Raw genomic sequence first — 20037 nt, 5'->3', positions numbered from 1 at the left:
GTTTGAACTCTACTCCGACTACAATAACTGCAACTTTATTTAAATAAAGTTTGTGATTGGTTCACCTGGTTTTGCTTTTTTAAACTTTGTCCCAGTTTCACCCGTAGCAAATTTTTGTTTAACCTTGACGTAAGCTTCATCGGGTAGTGCCACATAACCAACACTATCTACCCACTTCCAAGAATTTTCTAGATAAAAGTCTACAAATTCTTTGACTGCTGGCTTGGTATCTAAAGACTTTTTGCTGACATAGATAAACAGGGGACGAGATAAAGGTGTGTAGATATTTTTGATGACATTATCTACTGGCACTGGTTTTTCGCACTTTCCAGTAGGACTTTCTACAGCGACCAAATTGAGTTTTTCTTGGTTTTGAATGTAGTAAGATATCCCTACGTAACCCAATGATGATACATCCCCGGATACTCCTTGTACTAAAAGGTTTTGATTGTGGCTGGGAGTGTAATCTGTACGGCCATTTTTGGCTTTTCCAGTAACAGCTTGAGTCATATAATCAAAGGTTCCAGTATCAGAAGCTGGAGCATACAGCTTCAGCTTTTGGTTAGGAAATTTGGGATTAACTTGATTCCAAGTTAAGATTTTCCCGTCTGATTTAGCACCCCAAATCTTACCCAGTTCCTTAATAGTTAGACATTTGACGAAGTTATTTTGACGGTTAGCAATCACAGCGATGCCATCTAAACCTATAGGCAACTCGACAAAATCAATATTTTTACTTTTACATTTTTTGATTTCTTCATCTCGAATGGTACGAGAAGCACCGGCAATATCAATATCACCATTACAAAATTTACTGAAACCACCACCAGTCCCACTTGAAGCAACGCTAACTTTTGCTTCAGGTTTAACTTTGCCGTATTCTTCTGCAACTGCTAAAGAAACAGGAAAACCTACAGCCGCACCATCAATACTCACTTGACTTTTTAATTCCTGTCCGCTATTACAAGCAGTGACACTGCTGGTAATCAGCATTAAAAAAGTGAGTGAAAAGCCATCTTTCAATCGGCTATGAAAACTCATAAATTATCAATTGAGGTAAAGTGATTGAGAATTATTTATATTTGGCTAGCTGCTAGAAAAATATAGATATTATGCTTTGCTGGCAGCTTGAACTTTGTCAAAAATTGCCCCATCGCCAAAAAACTTTTTCTGGATAATATCCCAACCGCCTAAATCTTGAGATGTAAATAAAGTTTCAATTGGCTGATATTGAGATGCTACTTCTTGCGTGACAGTGGGGTTAACAGGACGATATTGTAATTTAGCAAATTCTCGTTGAGCTTCTGTAGAGTAAAGAAAATCAACAAATGCTTGTGCTACTTCCCTTGTACCGTGTTTCTCAACGTTTTTATCAACTACAGCTACAGGATTATCAATAGAAATATTGACTTTGGGTACAATATAAGGCAGCTTATTTCCATTTTTACCTGCTAAAATTACCTCATTCTCGTAGGTGATTAAGACATCACCCTGATTTTTTTGAAAAAATAAATCGCTAGCTTCACGGGCATCTTTCGTCAAAATGGGAGTATTTTTATAAACTTTAGTGACGAAATCTAATGCTGTGGCTTCGTCACCTCCGTTTAGAGTTACCGAACCCCAAAAAGCTAAGAATTCCCAGATAGCAATACCAGAAGTTTTTGGGTTTGCCGCAATCACTTTCACGCCATCTTTTGCTAAGTCTGCCCAAGTATTTATACCTTTGGGATTACCTTCACGGGTAACGATCGCAGCAACCGATCTACTCACAATACCACTTCTGGGAGCTTTGGTTTCCCAACCTGATTTTATCAAACCTGCAAGAGCAATTTTGCTGACATCCAGAGGAAGCGCTAAATGTACTATATCTGCTTCTTGGGAACCAGCAATCACAGCCGCCGCTTGAGCTACAGAACCACCATAACTTTGCTCAAATGTGACGTTTTGGTTATGTTCTTGCTTCCATTTTTCGACAAATTTGGGGATTATCTGGTCATGAGCCGCTTTGGTGACAGAGAAAGACACAAGTTTCAACTTGACATCATTTTTGCTAGCTGAACTGCTTCCAGAGCAGGAGGCAACTGTTATACTCAAAAAAGCACCCACTAGAAACAGACTCACAAAGCTTTGCACAGTGTGTCTATTTAACCAATTTCTAATTGTGTCTTTATATGAGAGTTGTATGGTCTGTAATGCTTTCATGACATAAGACTGTATTCTCTCAATTAGCAATTTACTAAAATGTGTCGTTTGTTGCGACTTGCTCATCAGAATTCACCCCTAAATCTACGGTATTTCTAAGCAGATACCGTATTAGAGATTATAGGGTATATAGAATAATATTTATCATCTGACTTGGATTTTTTTTATAAGTAGCAATAGCAGGGTCTAAACTTTGCGTTCTGCCAAACTTCAAAAAGCTGATTTGTTTACAGCATACATACATTATTTTTGTATAGAATTGCCACAATAATTTATTATGAAGAATTGGGGGAAAGCTAAAAAAGTTTCTCGCTTTTGTCCCTAAAAGACTTCTCCCTGGTTTTACTACCCAAAACCTGTCCCTCTGCAAAGCTGTGAGGGAGAGAATTGAAGTTTAAAGAAGTTCGTCGCACTTACGTAACATTAGTTCAGTTGATGGCTGAGGTAATTATCGAAAATCGATATAATTCGTAAGATTGATATAAGTATCTTCACTAGTAATTCAGCCGTAGACTCTACTCGTATTATTACAACCAGCTTAGGATAGACTAAAAGCAATTTTTGCAAAATAATGGTAGAAAAAATCACAGCTGTGTTTAATGGCAAAGTCTTCTATCCGGCTGAAACGATCGCACTGCCAATCAATACCCGCGTGCGAATCAGTATCGAAATTTTACCGCCAAGCGAACACGAAACGGTGTCATTTCTGCAAACGGCGCGATCGCTCAACCTAGATGGGCCATCTGATTGGTCTAGCAATATAGATAAATATTTGTACAGTAAGTAAACTTCCCATGCATTCTGAAGTCTTTCTTGATACATCATTTGCCATTGCTTTATCTGCACCGAGCGATCGCTTACATGACCGAGCCTTACATCTGGCTAAAATGTTACAAGCGGCAGAAACTCGTTTGGTGACAACACAGGCGGTAATGTTGGAAATTGGCAATGCCTTATCCCAACAACCTTATCGTCAGGCGGCAATCATATTATTAAATTCTCTAGTAGCAGACTCCAAAGTAGAAATTGTCCCTCTCTCTCAAGAACTCTACGAACGTGCTTTTGAGCTATATCGGGAACGAACTGAGAAAGAATGGGGATTTGTGGATTGCGTATCTTTTATTGTGATGCAATATAGCGGAATCACTGAAGCACTGACTGCTGATGAGCATTTTCAACAAGCAGGATTTCGAGCATTACTGCGAGAAAATTTGCCTTAAGAGCCAATACGGTTCGGATCAGAATAATTGTCGTAGCACGATAAGCTTAATTTGAGGGTTGAATAATAGAATAGACATCTCCAAAAAACAATGTAGAGACGTTGAATTGCAACGTCTCTACAAGGGTTTTAGGTAACGCATAATTTTCTGGAGATGTCTAATGGTATTATTTGGGACTTTATAGTCTGTAGTAGTGTATCAAAATATTTGTTTACCCCACCCTAACCCTCCCCGTATGTATTGGCTACGGTGTACACACATCTCTCTACAAAACCAAAATATTGTAGATCCTCCTAAATCCTCCTTAAAAAGGAGGACTTTTAGAGGTTCTTGCCCCCCAATTTATCGGGGGATTGAGGGGAGTAAAAATGTGATTTTAATCATAGCCAACCACTTTTAAAATAATCTCTAAACTAGGGAATGTCAAAATCCAAGAAAATTATTATATGAATGCTGAAGAATTTTTAAACCAAGGATTGAACCACAGTTTGCAAGGCGATTATCAAGGAGCGAAGGTAGCTTACACCCAAGCAATTAAGCTCAACCCTAATTCTGCCGAAGCTTACCATCATCGAGGAATTATTCTCACTGGTCAACTCAAAGATTATCGTGGTGCGATCGCAGATTTTAATCGGGCTATAGAAATCAATTCTAATTTTGCCACAACCTACTATCACCGGGGTAATGCACGTTACTTTTTAGGCGATTATCAAGAAGCGATCGCAGATTATAACCAAGCATTAGAAATCGATCCAAATCTCGCCCAATCTTACCACAGCCGGGGTAATGCCTACTTTGCCTTAGAAAAATACGACAAAGCGATCGCTGACTATATCCAAACAATAGAAACTAGCACCCAGTTAGCTGATAATATCAATATTGATCTTGCCAATGCTTATCATAATCGGGGTGTAGTTTGTTTTGAAAAGGGCGATCATCAAGGAGCGATCGCTGATTTTCAACAAGCTTTACAGTGGTATCCCAATTTTGCCGCAGCATACAGCAATCGGGGTAATATTTACCATATCTTAGGAAATTTCAAGGAAGCGATCGCCGATCATGACCGAGCATTAAAATTAGATCCTAAGTTGGCGGAAGCTTATCATAATCGAGGTAATGCCCACTACTCTTTAGAAAATTATCAAAGTGCGATCGCAGATTACAACCGCGCCTTAGAAATCAATCCCAGGTTTGCTGGAGCATATTACAACCGGGGTTTGGTTCTAGCTCATCTCAAAGAATATCACCGAGCAATTGAGGATTTTAATCAAGCGCTAAAGTTCAATCCTGATGATGTGCAAGCCTATTGTGAGCGGGGTCTTGTCCGTAGTACCCTTGAAGACTATGAGGGTGCGATCGCCGATTATGATCGAGCTTTACAAGAAAACCCGACTCTAGCTTTAGTATATGGCTTTCGGGCGAATGCTCTCCGCCGACTGGGAGATTATCAAGGCGCAATTGAAGATAGCAATCGGTTATTACAACTCAATCCTAGTTTAGCTGAAGGATATTGCGATCGCGCGGCAGCTCGTCGTTCTTTAGGAGATCATAAAGGAGCAATTAAAGATTATGATCGGGCATTACAGATTAATGATAAATTAGCCGCAGCTTATTACGGTCGGGGGATTGCCCGTGAAGCTCTGCAAGATTTACAGGGAGCAATTGATGATAACACCCAAGCGATAGAGTTGGTTCCTGAATTTTCGCAAGCGTACTGCAATCGAGGAAATGCTCGTCGTCTTTTAGGGGATGAACAAGGAGCGATCACTGATTATAATCAAGCATTAAAAATTAATCCTGATTTAATTGAAGCATATTACAATCGAGGTTCAACGCATTATGCTTTAGAAGCTTATGAAAGTGCGATCGCAGATTACACCCAAGCTTTACAAATAAATCCTCAATCTGCTGCATTTTACAGCGATCGCGCTAATGCTCGCTATGCTCTAGAAGATTATCAAGGAGCAATCGAAGATTACAGTCGGGCGATCGCAATCGACTCCAGCTTTGCTGAAGACTGGTACAATCGGGGTCGTAGTCGTTCTCTACTGGGAGACTTACAGGGAGCGCTCACAGACTTAAACCAAGCCTTACAACTTCAGCCTTATTGGGCTTCAGCTTACATCCTGCGAGCAGATGTCTACCAAAATCTGGGTGATTCTCAAGGAGCAATTGCGGATTTCCAAAAATCCGCAGATTTGTATTACCAAGAGGGAAATGTTCAGTATTATCAACAAATTATGGAGCTAATTGAACAGCTTCGATGAAGGGATTAGGTATTGGGTATTGGGCATGGGGGGACAAAAATGGCGTTCCTGAATTCAGGTATGAAAATGATTTTGCGTGATTTCAAAACCCTTGTAGAGACGTTGCAATGCAACGTCTCTACACCAAGATTCATATATTTAATCAGCAACGCCATAAAAACTACCTCTTTCCCCTGCTCCCCATTCCCCATTCCCCATTCCCCATTCCCCATTCCCCATTCCCTTATTTATTCAAAACGGAAGCGTTTCATAAAGCGGCGGTCAATACAATCTTTGTAATGCCACAAGAGTTTATGAGGTGGTAAAGTAAAGATGCCTTTTGTTGCAATTGCTCTTCCATCTCCTGTACCAATTAGACTTAAATATTGTTTCTGCGGCTTATAGGGTTTGAGTGACTTACCTAATATAATTCGCTGCAAATTCTTAAATAAAGGTTTACCTTGTCTAACAGCAAATACCCCAGCTTTTGGACGCGGATAATTTACCATTGTGGCGATGTCACCAGATGCAAATACCTGCGGGTGCGTTTGAGATTGTAACGTGTCTTCTACCAGAATAAAACCTTGCTCATCAGTTCCTAGTCCCGCAATTTTTAACCATTCGGGTGCTGAAGCTTGTGTTACCCAAAAAATTTTATTACACTCTACTCTCAAACCAGAGTCGCACTTAATCTCAAATGTTTCTCTAGTTTTCTTGGAGTTTTTAGGTGCGATATTACACACATTTTCTCCAAGATGTAGCTTAATACCTCGCTCGGTGAGAATTTGCTGAAGTTGATGCCGTACTGATTGATGATAATTGGGCATCAGTTGTTTGTTACGCTGAAATAAATGAATTTCCAGATTTTCAATTGGTTGTTGATTTTGATGGAAAATCTGATGTAAATGAGATTGCATCGCCAACGCCAATTCTACACCGCCAGCACCTCCACCTGCGATCGCGATCCGAATTGATTCTTGAGGATTTTTACCTACAGCTGCAATTAGTTCATACCAATGTTCCAATAGCTGGGATACTGGTTTAGCTGCGATCGTATATTCTGCTGCTCCTGATACAGACACTCTGGCCGGAGTGCTGCCAATATCAATAGACAGCACATCAAAATCTACCGCCAATCCGTTAGCACAGAGAACTTTGTTGTTTTCCAAGTCTAGGGCAACTACTCTGTCAATATACAAATTTGCTTGAGCAAAGTTAGCCAATGGTTTCAAATCAATATGACATTCATCATGGGTGTAAAATCCAGCAATATGTCCTGGTAACATTCCAGAGTAGGCTGTCTTTTGATTTGCAGTAATCAACGTCAAATGCACTCCGGGTAACGGCTTTATTCCAAACATTTTCAGGGCAATTGCATGGCTGTGACCGCCACCAATTAGCACTAAGTTTTTAACCATAGTATGTTGACAGTAATCATTAATTATTTTCACGCTGTAAAAGATATTTCATTAATCAATAACAGTCAATTAGCAAAAATATATCTAGGGATACAGGTTTTCCAAGAAAAAATTATCCAAACTCAACATAAGTCCCCAAAAGATTATTTAAGAATAGCAATTGAACAACTAGAAAATAACACAACAGAAAACAGTTTAGCTGTAATTAATGATTTAGAGCAAATTGCCAAAAATCATCCACAGTACCACTGGATAATTATGAACATTCTTACTACTTTTATCCGAAAAAATACTCTTTATCTACCTCAAGAAGAAGTAACAATTAATCTGTTAGAAAAAATTCGTCTAGATATTCAAGCAGCCCTTACCGTTATCGCTAAAAGAGATATAAATAAAGACCCAGAAAATGAGCAGCTTGATTTGAGTTATATCGATATGAGAGGAGCAAACCTGAATAAGGCGAATCTACAAAAGACAAACCTTTATCAAGCTAATCTTGCTGGGGCAAACCTCACAGAAGCTAATCTTGCAGGAGCAATTCTCAGTGCGGCTAACCTCGAAGGTGCTAACTTATATTTAGCTAACCTAGAAGGGGCAATTCTTAGTGCAGCTAACCTAAAAGGAGCTAATTTAAAAGGAGCTAACCTGCATTGTGCAAGCTTATATCTAGCTGATTTACATGGGGCAATTCTCAATGATGCCATACTTGATGGAGCAAACCTTAGAGAAGCTAAATTTTCTGAGTAAAGCACCAGTCCTGCAAGGCGAAAGTTAAACTTAAAAAGTTTATAGGGTAAGATTTTCACCAATTTTCAGTAATTGTTCTATTTTCGCCCTAATCTCCTAATATATTCGATATTATTACTTAGTTAAAGAGGTCTTCTGACACCTATTATAATTTTCTGCTAAATGCTATACTATTTTTTCCAAGCATCTAAGTAATAATTCTAGGTTGTAAGGAAAATCTTTACCATGTCTTCTAAAAAGACAGACACTCTGTTGAATTGGTTGATAACTATAACAGTTATATTTGGCTGCTCATTGATTGTAATTTTCTTTGCTTTGTCCAGTATTAAAGAATTGTCAATTCAGGAAAAGATTGAGTATAGAAACCAAGCTTTAACAACTACTGCAATAGTTTTTCTGGCATCGGCGGCAATGTTTAATACCTATTACGCAGCAAAGCGGGCCCAAGCGATGCAGAAAAATGCGATCGCAGCTGAGAAAAACCTAGAAATTGGCCTTCAAAATGCCAAACTCAATCAAGATAGATTGATTTCAGAACGATTTATGGGGGCAATTGCCCAGCTTGGTCATGATAAAGTTGAAACCCGAACAGGTGCAATTTATGCCTTAGAAAGAGTTGCTCAGGATTTTCCTAAAGAACACTGGACAATCATGGAAATCCTCACTGCCTTTGTGCGAGAAAATGCACCTATCCAGCAGGTAAAGGTTGAGCAACAAAAGCCGGAATATACACCAGATGCTTATTCAGGTAGGCGTAGAGTTGGGCCGCGTCCGACACAGCAGTTAGAGCAAAACCTCCATGAAGAATTTCCCACAATCCGCACTGATATTCAAGCAGCCCTAACTGTTATCGGCAGGCGTAATTTACTCGAAGACCCAAAAGATCAGAAACTTGATTTACGTCATATCGACATCAGACGAGCAGACCTGCTAGGAGTTAACCTGCAACAAGCAGATTTACGTGGTTCTGACCTGAGTGGGTCTGACCTGCGTGGAGCAGACTTGAGTGAGGCTGACTTAAACGGCGCTAAACTCATTAGGTCTATTCTCTATGAAACCAAATTACTGAAAGCTAGCCTCTGTGGAGCTAATCTATATTGCGCTAATCTTAATCGTGCTAATCTCTCAGGGGCTAACCTGCGTTCAGCCAACCTTTCTGGAGCAAGTCTGCGTATAGCGAATCTCCAAGGAGCAAACCTCTATAAAGCCAACTTGCAACAAGCAACTTTGAAAGTCGCCAATCTATCTGGAGCGAAGCTGTTTTTAGCTAACTTGCAAGGTGCAAAACTGGGTAAAGCCAACCTAAATCTAACGGGTTTGATTGGTGCTAACCTTTCAGGGGCTAACCTGAATGGAGCTAATCTTTCAGGGGCTAACTTGAATGCAGCCAAACTTCACCAAACAGAAGTCTATTTTGCCAATCTCTCAGAAGCCAGTTTAACGGAAGCTGACCTGCATCAGGCAAACCTGATTGGAGCCAACCTGCATAGAGCAACCTTTTATCAAGCTAACCTGACTCAGGCAAACCTGATGGGAGCTAACTTTTTAGAAGCTGACCTCAGTGATGTCAAACTGGAAGGGACAATTTTAACAGGGGCTAAAAACTTAGAGTTGCATCAGATTAGAAAGGCACTTGGCGATCGCACTACTCGTCTACCTGATTATATAGAAGCACCGACAGATTGGCGGCAATCAGGTTGAGTTAACGCAGCATCAGTTAGTTATTTGGGTGCATTCTACCGTTTTCACTTCAGCTTATTTTTCCAGACTCCAACCCAGTGCTAAGGCTACTTCAGCAGCTAATTCTAGCGGATTGAATGGTTTAGCGATCGCACCAATCATTCCCATCTGATTATAACGACGGCGATCGGAAGCCTGGATTTTGGCAGTTAACAAAATTACGGGAATCTTTTTAGTTACCGGATTAGCTTGTAACTTTTCAAAGGTGGCAATCCCATCCATCTCTGGCATCATTACATCTAGTAAAATCGCATCTGGTTGGTAAATCTCAGCTTTCATTATCCCCTCTTCACCTGAACTCGCTGTTTCAACTTTCCAGCCTGCAACTGTTTCCAAGCAAATCTTGGCAACTTCTTGAATATACTGCTCGTTATCGACCACTAGAATTTGCTTTGTTGCCATCATTACTATCCTCTTTTTGGTTGTGATTCAATACTTTTGAGTTAAGCATTTTTCACTCGGAATCGGGTTTGGCGTAAAGGATACTGGTTACAATACTTTTCAGTTAAGGGGAAAAGGGGAAAGGGAAAGGGTTTAAGTTTACCTTTACCCCAAACCCAGTAAGCTTTCCCCAGACCAAAAGAGAGATTGTTGGGTTTATCCGAAAAGTATTGATACTGGTTAAAGGTTTTTTCTTTCCCCTTTCCCCAAAATCCGATAAATATTGGGTTGTGATTAATTCGCTGAAGTAACTCCATCAATCGTTGTTCAAATTCCTAGGGACAACACGCCCTTTGGTCAAAAATTCTGCATCTTGACTTAGGCGGCTATTTATAATTTGCTCGTGACGACTATAAATTACAGGAATATTGGAAGAGTTTTGTAAATCAGTATGTGGTAAAGTCCCAAACAACGGCAGAGTGACGTAAAAAGTGCTACCTTCGCCCAATATACTTTCAGCCCAGATGCGTCCGCCGTGCTGTTGCATAATGCTTCTACAAATTGCTAAACCTAAACCAGTACCATCATGGTTACGCGAATCTGAAGAGTCAACTTGTTGAAAGCGCTCAAATATACTCTCAAGTTTGTCAGTTGGGATGCCGCGTCCGGTGTCTTTGACTGTCAAAAAAACTTCGTCACCTTCTTGTTGTGCCCCCAACCAAACCGTAGATCCGGCAGATGAAAATTTAATGGCGTTACTCAGTAGGTTAGTTAAAGTTTGAACAATGCGATCGCAATCTGCCAATACTTGACCAGATAGGGCAGAAATGGATAGTGTCACTCCGGCTTTGTCAGCCAAAGGCTGGATAACATTTACTGCTTGAGTAATCAAATCAACGATATTGCAGATTTCTGCTTCCATCTTTGCCTTACCCGACTCGATCCGCTCAATGTCTAGGATGTCGTTGATTAAGCGTACTAGGCGTTCGGTACTATCAGCAGCAATTTGCAACAGACGTTTTCCCTGCTCTGAGTCTGTCGCTAGCAAACCACTGGCTAGCATTCCGAGAGAGCCGTAAATCGAAGTTAAAGGTGTGCGGAGTTCATGACTAACAACAGAGACAAACTCATCCTTCATCCGTTCGATTTGCTTGCGCTCTGTGACATCTCGTAAGATAACTGTATAAAATATTTCATCACCCATATCTATTTTAGAGATAGAAGCTTCTGCTGGAAACTCACTTCCATCCTTTCGGCGACCATAAATTTCACGCCGTTCTCCCATCCGCCGGGCAACATTGGGAGATTGCCCAAAGTCAGCTACGTGTTGACGATGTGCTTGGAAAAAGCGCTGCGGTAAGAGTAAATCAAGACCTTGGCCAATCACTTCCTGGGCAGAGTAACCAAAAATCTTCTCTGCTCCTTGATTAAACAAGGTGATATTGTGGAACCCGTTGATAGAAATAATTGCATCATCAGCAATATCTAAAATTCGGGCAAATCGGGCTTGAGAAAACCGTAATTCTTCCTGCGTTTGCTGACGTTCATCAAGTTGTGACTGCAACTGCTGATTCACACTTATTAACTCAGCCGTTCGCTCTGCTACCCTCAACTCTAATTCATTAATAGCTCGGTAAGAGGAAGATGGGAAAGATGAGGGTAAATTTACTTCCCCTGCTCCCCCTGCCCCTCTGCTTCCCTGCTCCCCTGCCCTTCTACCTCCCTGCGTCACACGCTGCCGTAATTTCATTCGTTCTAAGCGATTGACGATCCGAGTTACAAGTTCTGGCCCGACAATGGGCTTGCTTACAAAGTCATCAGCACCAATGCTAAATACCTGATTTACCATCTCGGCATCGCTATGAACAGTGAGGAATAAGATGGGTAACTCACTCCAGTGTGAATCGTTGCGTACCAATCGACAAAGTTCTATCCCATTGATATAAGGCAATTCCACATCTAAAATCAGCATATCTGGGGCAACTGCTTCTAAAGTTTCCCAAAACTGAAGCGGATTTTCAAGAGCGATCGCTCTGAGTCCCCAAGGGCTAAGTAAGGTTTGCAACAATGCCTGAATTTGCGGATCATCGTCCATAACCAATATTTTAGTTTCTGCATCGGGATGATTTTGCAGTGGTTGCGTCACTGTTTCTAATTCCGGAATTGGTGATACAGATATTGCCTCTGCATCGTTTCCCTCTATTTCTCGACGCAATAAATTTACCCAACTTTGGAGGTTGCCAATCTCAGATTTACTCAAGATTTGGCCAGAACTCAGCAGCAGTTCGATATTGCGGGCCAATTTTGAGCCAAGAGGCAAGCCAAAAGTCCCTAAAGACCCTGCCAAGGTATGGGCTTCTTTGGTTGCAAGGGAGAGTAATTCGGGATTTAAACTATTATTTTGATTTAAAGTTGCGATCGCTTGCTCTAGCACCCTCACCTGCTGCTCCACCCGCCCTTGAAATCGTTGCCAAATTTCTGCAACTGCCATTAGCGCTTGCTGCTGTGATTTGAGATTGGGTACTGGCGATTTTACTCTATCTACTTCCCCTCTGCTCCCCTGCTCCTCTGCTCCCCTGCTCCCCTGCTCCCCTGCCCCTGTATCCCCGTGCTTATCCTCTTCCAGTGGTTTCAGACGATAGCCAATACCATAAACTGTTTCAACCAAATCACCGGGCGCTCCTACAGCTTTAAGTTTGTGTCGTAACCCTTTGATATGAGTGCGAACAGCTTCTTCTTGGGGAGTATCTTCATAAGACCAAAGATGTTCTAAAATCATGCCACAGCTAAACACCCGACGACTATTTCGCAAGAATAGTTCTAACAGAGCAAACTCTTTTGGGGTAAGCGGGAGCAGATTTCCAGAATAAATCGCTTCACAGCTACTAGGGTCTAGCCGCAACTTCCCAGACTCCAGAACAGGTTGTGAGGTTACGGCTGGGCGACGTAACAGCGCCCTCACACGAGCAACTAACTCTTCTATATCAAAAGGTTTAACTAAATAATCGTCTGCACCTGCATCTAAGCCGATCGCTTTCTCATGACTACTATCGCGCCCTGTCATCAACAAGATCGGCATTTGCAGACCATTAGACCGGATTTTACGACAAAGACTAATGCCATCTAGCTTAGGCAAAACTACATCCAGGAGAATTAAGTCATAATCGTAAGCTTGAATAAAATCCCAAGCAGCATCGCCATCAGTAGCAACTTCAACCGCATAGTTTTGGTTAGTCAAAAGGTTGGTCAGTGTACATGCATTTAACTCGTCATCTTCTACAACTAATATTTTCATGTTAAAAGCTTTCCAAGTTAAAATGGATACAACAAATAAAAACTAATAAACTTAAATTGGAAAAAAAATTATATTGCTTTTTAAATAATTAAACCATATCACTCCCTACTCCCTACATCGTCTAAATCTTTCGAGTTATAAAACTTCCAATACGTTACAACAGAAAAAACCCTCTGTTAAACCTGTGAAAAAACGAGTAACACTAACCTTCCCGAAACGCGCCGTGCAAATGCCAGTCACTTACGTACTGGCCAAAGAATTCAACGTCGCTGCTAATATTATCCGTGCCCAAGTTGCCCCAAATCAAATTGGCAAACTCGTAGTGGAACTAGCGGGAGATATCGATCAACTAGATGCCGCTATTGAGTGGATGCGATCGCGCCATGTTAACGTTTCTTATACTTTAGGCGAAATTGCGATCGATGAGGATGTCTGTGTCCATTGCGGCTTGTGTACCGGGGTTTGTCCTACCGAAGCTCTCACTCTCCACCCAGAGACATACAAACTGACATTCACGCGATCGCGTTGTATCGTCTGCGAACAATGTATCCCTACTTGTCCCGTACAAGCAATCTCCACTAACCTTTAACAATCCAAAAACCAAAATTCATCTTTATTCCATCTTAAACACATCCGCTATTACAGCACCATCACCCACCAGCCTACTTTTTGCTGGAGAGTCATAAACTACCAATAGCGAAGGTATACCAGCCACATCCTGAAACAGCGTCATTCCCTCAGCATGATCTTCCCGATTTCCAAATGGAATATCCTGGACAAAATCTGGATTGCTAAAGACATTTTCTCGCAGATTCACGCCATTTACCCAACGATAAATTTGTACGGGCCCATCTAAATCCATCGTTGGGCCCGCTAAAATCAACAAATCTTTGCCATCTACACATAAATCCCGAATTCCCAAACCATTCAACCAGACAAAATGCTTTTTATATAATTCCTTTGCTTCCCCAATTTGCCGCAGTTTCAGAATTCCAGCGCTAGAATCTTCTAATTCAATTTCCAGCACCATAGCCCAACCCCGCAATACAGGGCCACGCAAACCCAAAAAAATCCGGCTTTGATAAACGCCTATTCCTTCAATATCAAAGCCATTATCTTTTCCTGGAATTGATGCCTTGATAAACAAGCCTAAATGAGGGTCGTCTGCCAAAGCTGTCATCAGCAAATTACCCTGTTCCGTTACCTCTAGTTTAGCGGCATTCAACTGCATATCTGGATTTTGGGGATGCGGGTAAGATGAGAATAAGCTACCGTTTATTAGAGGAATCCGTCCTAAGACGTAACGGTTAGGTTCTGATTCAATTTTTGCTAGCCGTTTAAAGTTTTGTGCATCAGTCTTATCAGGTTTAGGCTTTTTACGTTTGTAGCTATGAGAACCAACAAACCATAGATAATTATCAGTGTAAGCAAGTCCCTCGATATCTATTTCTTGATTTTCTGGTGCAGGTAGGTTGATAAATTCTGCTACCCGAAATTGTTGATGGTCTGTAAATTTATCAGTATCAACTAAAGACAGACGCTCAATAGTTGAAGTTTCATCTGACCCTAACCATAAATACTTCTGATGTGTTAGCAACAATGCTGATAAATCTTCTCTATGTTCTTTAAAATTATCTATAAAAGTCAAGATAACTTGATTCAGTAAATGTGAGTTTGACATTCTAAATTATCCTGATGATTGCAAAAAGGTTAATCATGCTATCATAATAAATTATTCATGTAAAAAATTATTATCAGCTATCGTAAATATTAAATCGCAAAAGTGAATCGGCTTTTTAGACCTTTGGTAGATAATTTATCTTACTATTAATAGTATGCAACTATCAATAGTAATAAAAAGCGTAACAACTTCATTGAATAAAAAATATATTAAAACTAGATATAAATTTTTAACTAATGTTATTATGCAATAACCTCATGAGGTAGTAATTAAGCTCAATTATGAAATTAGCCACACAAACCACGGTAAAAACTCTAGGGGACTACGCCTACCAAGCGATTCAAAAACACTTTAAGAAAACCTTGAAGTGGGAAAAATCAGTAAAGAAAGATGAAGATCCAGAAGCGCTTCATCAAATGCGAGTAGGAATGCGTCGTTTACGCACGGCTGTAACTAGGTTTGGACTAGCAGTGGATCTACCAAAACCAATCAGCGATAAAAATATTGGTAAAATAGCCCGTCGTCTTGGTAATCTGCGAGATTTAGACGTACTTAAAGAAAGTTTGGAAAACAATTACAAACCAAACTTACCCCACAAAGAACAGGAATCTTTACAAACAGCTTTCAACGCTTTAGCTAAACAACGTGAAGATGTACTATCAAGTGTACAGAAAACATTAAAAGATGAATCTTATAAGTCTTTAAAAGAGGCATTAGATAAGTGGTTAGATAAACCAACTTATCAACCATTGGCATCTATTACTATCCAGCAAGTACTACCAGATTTACTTCTACCAGAAGTGAGTAACTTTTTACTACATCCAGGTTGGCTAGTTGGTACTCAACTTGTGGAAGCAGAGGTAAAAATTCAGAAGAACTGGGAACCAGAAAAGATAGAACAACAATTAACAACACAAGGCGAAATTCTGCATAGTTTGCGAAAAGAAGCTAAACGTATACGCTACCAGATGGAGCTATTTACAGACTTATATGGTGAGTCTTACGGAGCTTATATGACAGAAGTGAAAAATATCCAAGAAATTTTGGGTACGATGCAAGATAGTGCGGTCTTAACTGACTGGCTTGAAAAGGTATTTAAATCAGAAATTAAGACTGAGTTGCCTACCCTTGCTAGTTTGTTAACTGAAAATCGTTATCAGTCGTGGCAGCAGTGGCAACCCTTGCAAGAACGGTATTTAAAAGCTGAAACTAGGCATAGCTTTCATTTAACAATATTGCACCCACTTTCGGGAGTAATCAATTAAAAGTTGCTCTTTATTGGCAAGCATTAAAGAAGGCAGGAGGAAGAAAATATATTTTTTGCCCTCTGCTACTTTCTTTAGGCTGCCGTGTATACACAAGTCTGAAATAGCTGATTAACCAAGGTTTTACCCCACCCTAACCCTCCCCTTATAAAGGCTTGTGTGTACACCGAAACTCCTTTTAGGAGAGAGTGCATCCAAACGAGAAGCGCTATGAAGCGCTATATAAATGATTTTAAAAACCACATCTATCGTAAGAGTAATTGATGAATTGCCCCTACAGCTCATCAAAGAATAATTTCTTCTGCTTCCTTCACCTGCCTTCAGCTTTACTATGAAAGTTAATCTTCTCTAAGATTTGGTAATTTGGCTCACCGGAATTTCAATCCAAAATTCTGTACCTAACCCCGGCTGAGAATCACATTTCAACACACCACCGTGTTTATCTACGACAATTTGATAACTTATTGATAACCCCAAACCAGTGCCTTTTCCCACTGGTTTAGTAGTGAAAAATGGATCACAGATTCTTGCTTTCAAAGCCTCGGGTATTCCTGAACCATTATCTGCAATGCGAATTACTACGCTCTTGATATTGCCTTCAAGTTCTCCGATCGCAGTACGAATGGTAATTTGACTGTTATGAAGTTTTGATGGAGATTCCCTGTAATCTTCAAGAGCATCGATTGCATTGCTTAAAACATTCATAAATACTTGATTCAGTGGCCCGGCATAGCATTCTACTAAGGGAAGCTCACTGTATTCTTTGACTAATGTAATAGCCGGACTTTCTGGTTTTGCTTTCAAACGATGTTGCAAAATTAGCAAAGTGCTATCAATGCCCTCGTGAATATCAACTGGCTTCATTTCTGCCTCATCAAGGCGAGAGAAATTCCGTAAACCCAAGACAATCTGACGGATGCGATCAACCCCAATTTTCATGGAAGATAGAGTTTTCGGCAAATCCTCAATGAGAAATTCTAAGTCGATCTCGAAGGTGCGATCGCGAATCTCAGGGCTGGGGTTAGGGGTATTTTGTAAATAGAGGTCTAGTATACTCAGTAAATCTTGGGCGTAATTGTTGACATGATTAATGTTGCCATAAATGAAGTTGACGGGGTTATTAATTTCGTGAGCAACACCAGCTACCAGTTGACCTAATGAGGACATTTTCTCAGTTTGGATCAGTTGGGTTTGAGTTTGCTTTAAATCATGTAGAGCTTGAGTCAGCTTTTCTGTCTGCTCTTTAGTTTGATTATGTAATTGGGCTTGTTTGAGTGCAACCCCAAGCTGATTAGCAATTTGAGTGATAAACTTAATTTCCGAGGCTTCCCAATGGCGGGGTGCAGAGTTCTGATAAGCTGCTAACAAGCCCCATAGCTGCTGCCCAATAAATATAGGTGCGATCGCATAAGCCCTTGCTTGAATTTGCTCTAGAACTGCAACGTGGCATTGAGAATGTCCAACTTGATAAATGTCATCAACTGCAAAGGTTTCGTTGTGACGATATCGTCCACCTTGGGTTTCCTGCAAATAGCTATCTTGCCAAACTGTCTTAGTATTAGAACCTACTAGTTTTACCCAACCATCGCCGACAAACTCGGCAATATATTCACCACTCCAATCAGCTTGGAAGCGGTAAACTGCAACTCGATCCGCTTGTAGTGATTTACAGATTTCTTGGGTGGTTGTCTGAAAAATCGCATCTAGATCGAGAGATTCCCTAACTTTGGCGACAACTTCAAACAATACCCGTTGTTGTTCTGCTGCTTGTTGTAAATTTAACGTCTGTTGTCGTGTCTGGGTGAGTAATTCAGCTTGCTGGAGTGCTACGCCCATTTGGGCAGCAATCTGAATGAGAAAGTTAACTTCAGAGGCTTTCCATTGTCGGGGGCCAGTGTGTTGATAAGTTGCCAGCAAACCCCAAAGTTTTTGCCCAACAAAGATCGGAGCAAGCACAAAAGCGTGAATTTGAAACTGCTCTAGGTTGTCGATATGACACTTAGCAAATCCCATCTTGTAGATGTCATCGACTGCAAATGTTTCATTCTTGCGGTAGCGTCCTCCCTCTGTATCTTGTAAGTAGGTGTCATTCCAAATTGTATTAATACCTAGTTCTGACTCATTCGACCAATATGGGCTAGCAGCCTCGAAATCACCAACAAATTCACCACCCCAATTAGAATCGAAACGATAAACAGAAACGCGATCCGCTTTGATTAATTGACAAACTTCTTTAGTGGTGGTTTGAAAAATGGTATCTGTGTCCAGAGATTCTCGAATCTCGGCAATAACCTTAAACACAGCTTGTTCTTGTTCCGATGACCGTTTTAACTCAACTGTGCGTCTTTTAACTTGTTTTTCTAAATTTTCATTGAAGACTTGTACTTGTTGCTGTAATTCATATTGCTGAATTGCTGAAGCAAAGTGTTTACCTAGATTTCTAGCCAGTTCAATCTCTTCATTCGTCCATTTTTGAGCTTGTGCTTTTTTAGATTCGCGCCAAACCTCAAACGATCGCCGGGGGTATAGTTGCCTTTGATCGCTATCATACTGCCCTGCCCATAAAGTCTCTGTATCTACTTCATTGCGGAAAATGCTTAAGTAGCCCAGTAACTGCTGACGATACTGGAGTGGGATTGTCAATATGCCACGAATTTTAGTTGGTTGAAAAGCAACTTGTAAGCTTCGCAAGTCAGAGCTATTATATAAATCTGAAATTGCCCAAACATCGTATTTACCAAACTTATAGTGTTCTTGCCAGATACTATACTGCTCTATTAGTGGATATATAGTTTGTTCTGGCATCACAGGTTGCTGTCCACAGATAAAAAGCTTGATACAAGTATTTCCTGGTATTAAGCATTCTGTTAAGCTAGTAAGATTGCCGTTGTAGTAATCAAAAGCCTCATTTCTAATGCAAAGCCTGCCACCAACACCATTAAAGGCAGCAACAGCCGCTTCTAAGGCTGGTTGTAATACAATTGTCGGTAGTGAATGTAGCAGCGTAGCAATGCGGTTAATGATAGTTTCCCGTTCGGCTGTTTTGCGGACTTGAGTGAGCAGAGTACTTTGAGCGATCGCTACAGAGAGTTGCTCTACCACCATCTGCACTGCTTCTAGTTCATATTCTGAAATCAAACGCGCTTCAGAATTATGAGAAACCAGTAGCCCCCAGAGTTGATCTTGATAGAGAATAGGCGCTACTACAGAGGATTTTACCCCCATTGCCGTCAAATATTCAATATGGCAGGAGTCTACAGAGCGGTAACGGATCTCCTCTGAGACAGTTTCTCCATTATCCAAGTCACGTAGGTGAATTTGACCAATTTCTTGAGTATCAACATTCACAACAGAACGCACCCGTAATTTGAGAAATAGCTCACGGGCGCTGAGGGGAATATCGTCTGCCGGGAAATTCAGCCCCAGTAATGACGGTAAACGATTATTGTAAATTGACTCAGCAATGACCTGACCGCTACCATCGGCATGAAATTTGTAAATCATCACTCGGTCAGTTTTTAATAGCGATCGCACCTCTGCTGTTGTCACTGTGATAATTTCTTCTAACTCTAAGCTTCGTCGGATACGGTTTGTAATCCGGCGTAGTAAACTTTCTTCCTGGCTATATAAAAAATTTTGTTCAGGATTGGAGGTCATTGCTTATAGAAAAATAAATTAGTAGTTTGCAAAATGAGATTAGTAATTCTAACAACATTGTGAAATTTATTTCATCAATTTGTCTTCAGTAAAACTACGGTCTAATTACTAGTAAAAATATTTTTTACCTTATGTAAAAATTCATCAAAAAATCATAAAAACAGACGCTAAAAAGTTGCGTCTGT

Annotated in this window: 14 protein-coding genes; 7 read left to right on the top strand and 7 right to left on the bottom strand. The window is 40.5% G+C overall.

Translation table 11 applies throughout. From position 1 onward, the window contains the following. Positions 1–39: 39 nt before the first annotated feature. Together IQ274_RS00275 and IQ274_RS00270 are read right to left on the bottom strand one after the other, a co-directional pair. Positions 40–1041 carry a PstS family phosphate ABC transporter substrate-binding protein gene (locus IQ274_RS00275; RefSeq protein ID WP_163937004.1) on the bottom strand — a complete coding sequence of 334 codons (1002 nt, stop codon included), beginning with the start codon at positions 1039–1041 and terminating at the stop codon, positions 40–42. 69 nt (positions 1042–1110) lie between these two features. Then, on the bottom strand, positions 1111–2268 hold the full coding sequence (locus IQ274_RS00270) for a sulfate ABC transporter substrate-binding protein (protein ID WP_193867006.1): 1158 nt from the start codon (positions 2266–2268) through the stop codon (positions 1111–1113). Positions 2269–2773: 505 nt separating this feature from the next. On the opposite strand from IQ274_RS00270, the gene IQ274_RS00265 reads away from it, so the two are divergent. The 3 genes from IQ274_RS00265 (at position 2774) to IQ274_RS00255 (ending at position 5689) form a co-directional block, all read left to right on the top strand. Next, complete coding sequence (locus tag IQ274_RS00265; protein ID WP_163936997.1) at positions 2774–2989, top strand: hypothetical protein; 216 nt, start codon at positions 2774–2776, stop codon at positions 2987–2989. A gap of 7 nt (positions 2990–2996) precedes the next feature. Continuing rightward, complete coding sequence (locus IQ274_RS00260; protein ID WP_163936993.1) at positions 2997–3422, top strand: type II toxin-antitoxin system VapC family toxin; 426 nt, start codon at positions 2997–2999, stop codon at positions 3420–3422. A gap of 446 nt (positions 3423–3868) precedes the next feature. Beyond that, positions 3869–5689, top strand: a complete 1821-nt coding sequence (locus IQ274_RS00255; RefSeq protein WP_193867005.1) for a tetratricopeptide repeat protein — start codon at positions 3869–3871, stop codon at positions 5687–5689. Between the two features lie 227 nt (positions 5690–5916). Here the strand turns inward: IQ274_RS00255 and IQ274_RS00250 are convergent, their stop codons facing one another. Then, positions 5917–7086, bottom strand: coding sequence for an FAD-dependent oxidoreductase (locus IQ274_RS00250; protein ID WP_193867004.1), 1170 nt, complete (start codon positions 7084–7086; stop codon positions 5917–5919). 3 nt (positions 7087–7089) lie between these two features. On the opposite strand from IQ274_RS00250, the gene IQ274_RS00245 reads away from it, so the two are divergent. Beyond that, a complete protein-coding gene (locus IQ274_RS00245; RefSeq protein ID WP_193867003.1) occupies positions 7090–7833 on the top strand; it encodes a pentapeptide repeat-containing protein in 744 nt (247 codons plus the stop codon). Positions 7834–8058: 225 nt separating this feature from the next. Then, positions 8059–9534 carry a pentapeptide repeat-containing protein gene (locus tag IQ274_RS00240; RefSeq protein WP_193867002.1) on the top strand — a complete coding sequence of 492 codons (1476 nt, stop codon included), beginning with the start codon at positions 8059–8061 and terminating at the stop codon, positions 9532–9534. 54 nt (positions 9535–9588) lie between these two features. Here IQ274_RS00240 and IQ274_RS00235 read toward each other — a convergent pair whose 3' ends face one another. Further along, on the bottom strand, positions 9589–9975 hold the full coding sequence (locus tag IQ274_RS00235; protein WP_193867250.1) for a response regulator: 387 nt from the start codon (positions 9973–9975) through the stop codon (positions 9589–9591). A 295-nt stretch (positions 9976–10270) separates the two neighbouring features. Beyond that, positions 10271–13249 (bottom strand): response regulator, encoded by a 2979-nt coding sequence (locus IQ274_RS00230; RefSeq protein WP_193867001.1) that lies wholly within the window; start codon positions 13247–13249, stop codon positions 10271–10273. A 184-nt stretch (positions 13250–13433) separates the two neighbouring features. Between IQ274_RS00230 and IQ274_RS00225 the strand changes: the two genes are divergently transcribed. Further along, the gene (locus tag IQ274_RS00225; protein WP_012411079.1) at positions 13434–13838 is read left to right on the top strand and encodes an NIL domain-containing protein; all 405 of its coding nucleotides are present in this window, start codon (positions 13434–13436) and stop codon (positions 13836–13838) included. 24 nt (positions 13839–13862) lie between these two features. Here IQ274_RS00225 and IQ274_RS00220 read toward each other — a convergent pair whose 3' ends face one another. Further along, positions 13863–14930 (bottom strand): DUF3616 domain-containing protein, encoded by a 1068-nt coding sequence (locus IQ274_RS00220; RefSeq protein ID WP_193867000.1) that lies wholly within the window; start codon positions 14928–14930, stop codon positions 13863–13865. Between the two features lie 281 nt (positions 14931–15211). On the opposite strand from IQ274_RS00220, the gene IQ274_RS00215 reads away from it, so the two are divergent. After that, positions 15212–16195, top strand: coding sequence for a CHAD domain-containing protein (locus tag IQ274_RS00215; protein ID WP_193866999.1), 984 nt, complete (start codon positions 15212–15214; stop codon positions 16193–16195). A gap of 348 nt (positions 16196–16543) precedes the next feature. Here the strand turns inward: IQ274_RS00215 and IQ274_RS00210 are convergent, their stop codons facing one another. Continuing rightward, the gene (locus IQ274_RS00210; RefSeq protein WP_193866998.1) at positions 16544–19852 is read right to left on the bottom strand and encodes a GAF domain-containing protein; all 3309 of its coding nucleotides are present in this window, start codon (positions 19850–19852) and stop codon (positions 16544–16546) included. Positions 19853–20037 lie beyond the last annotated feature (185 nt).

This window comes from Nostoc sp. LEGE 12447 (genome assembly GCF_015206985.1).
Classification (GTDB): domain Bacteria; phylum Cyanobacteriota; class Cyanobacteriia; order Cyanobacteriales; family Nostocaceae; genus Nostoc.
This window is presented reverse-complemented; position numbering and strand designations above follow the sequence as displayed.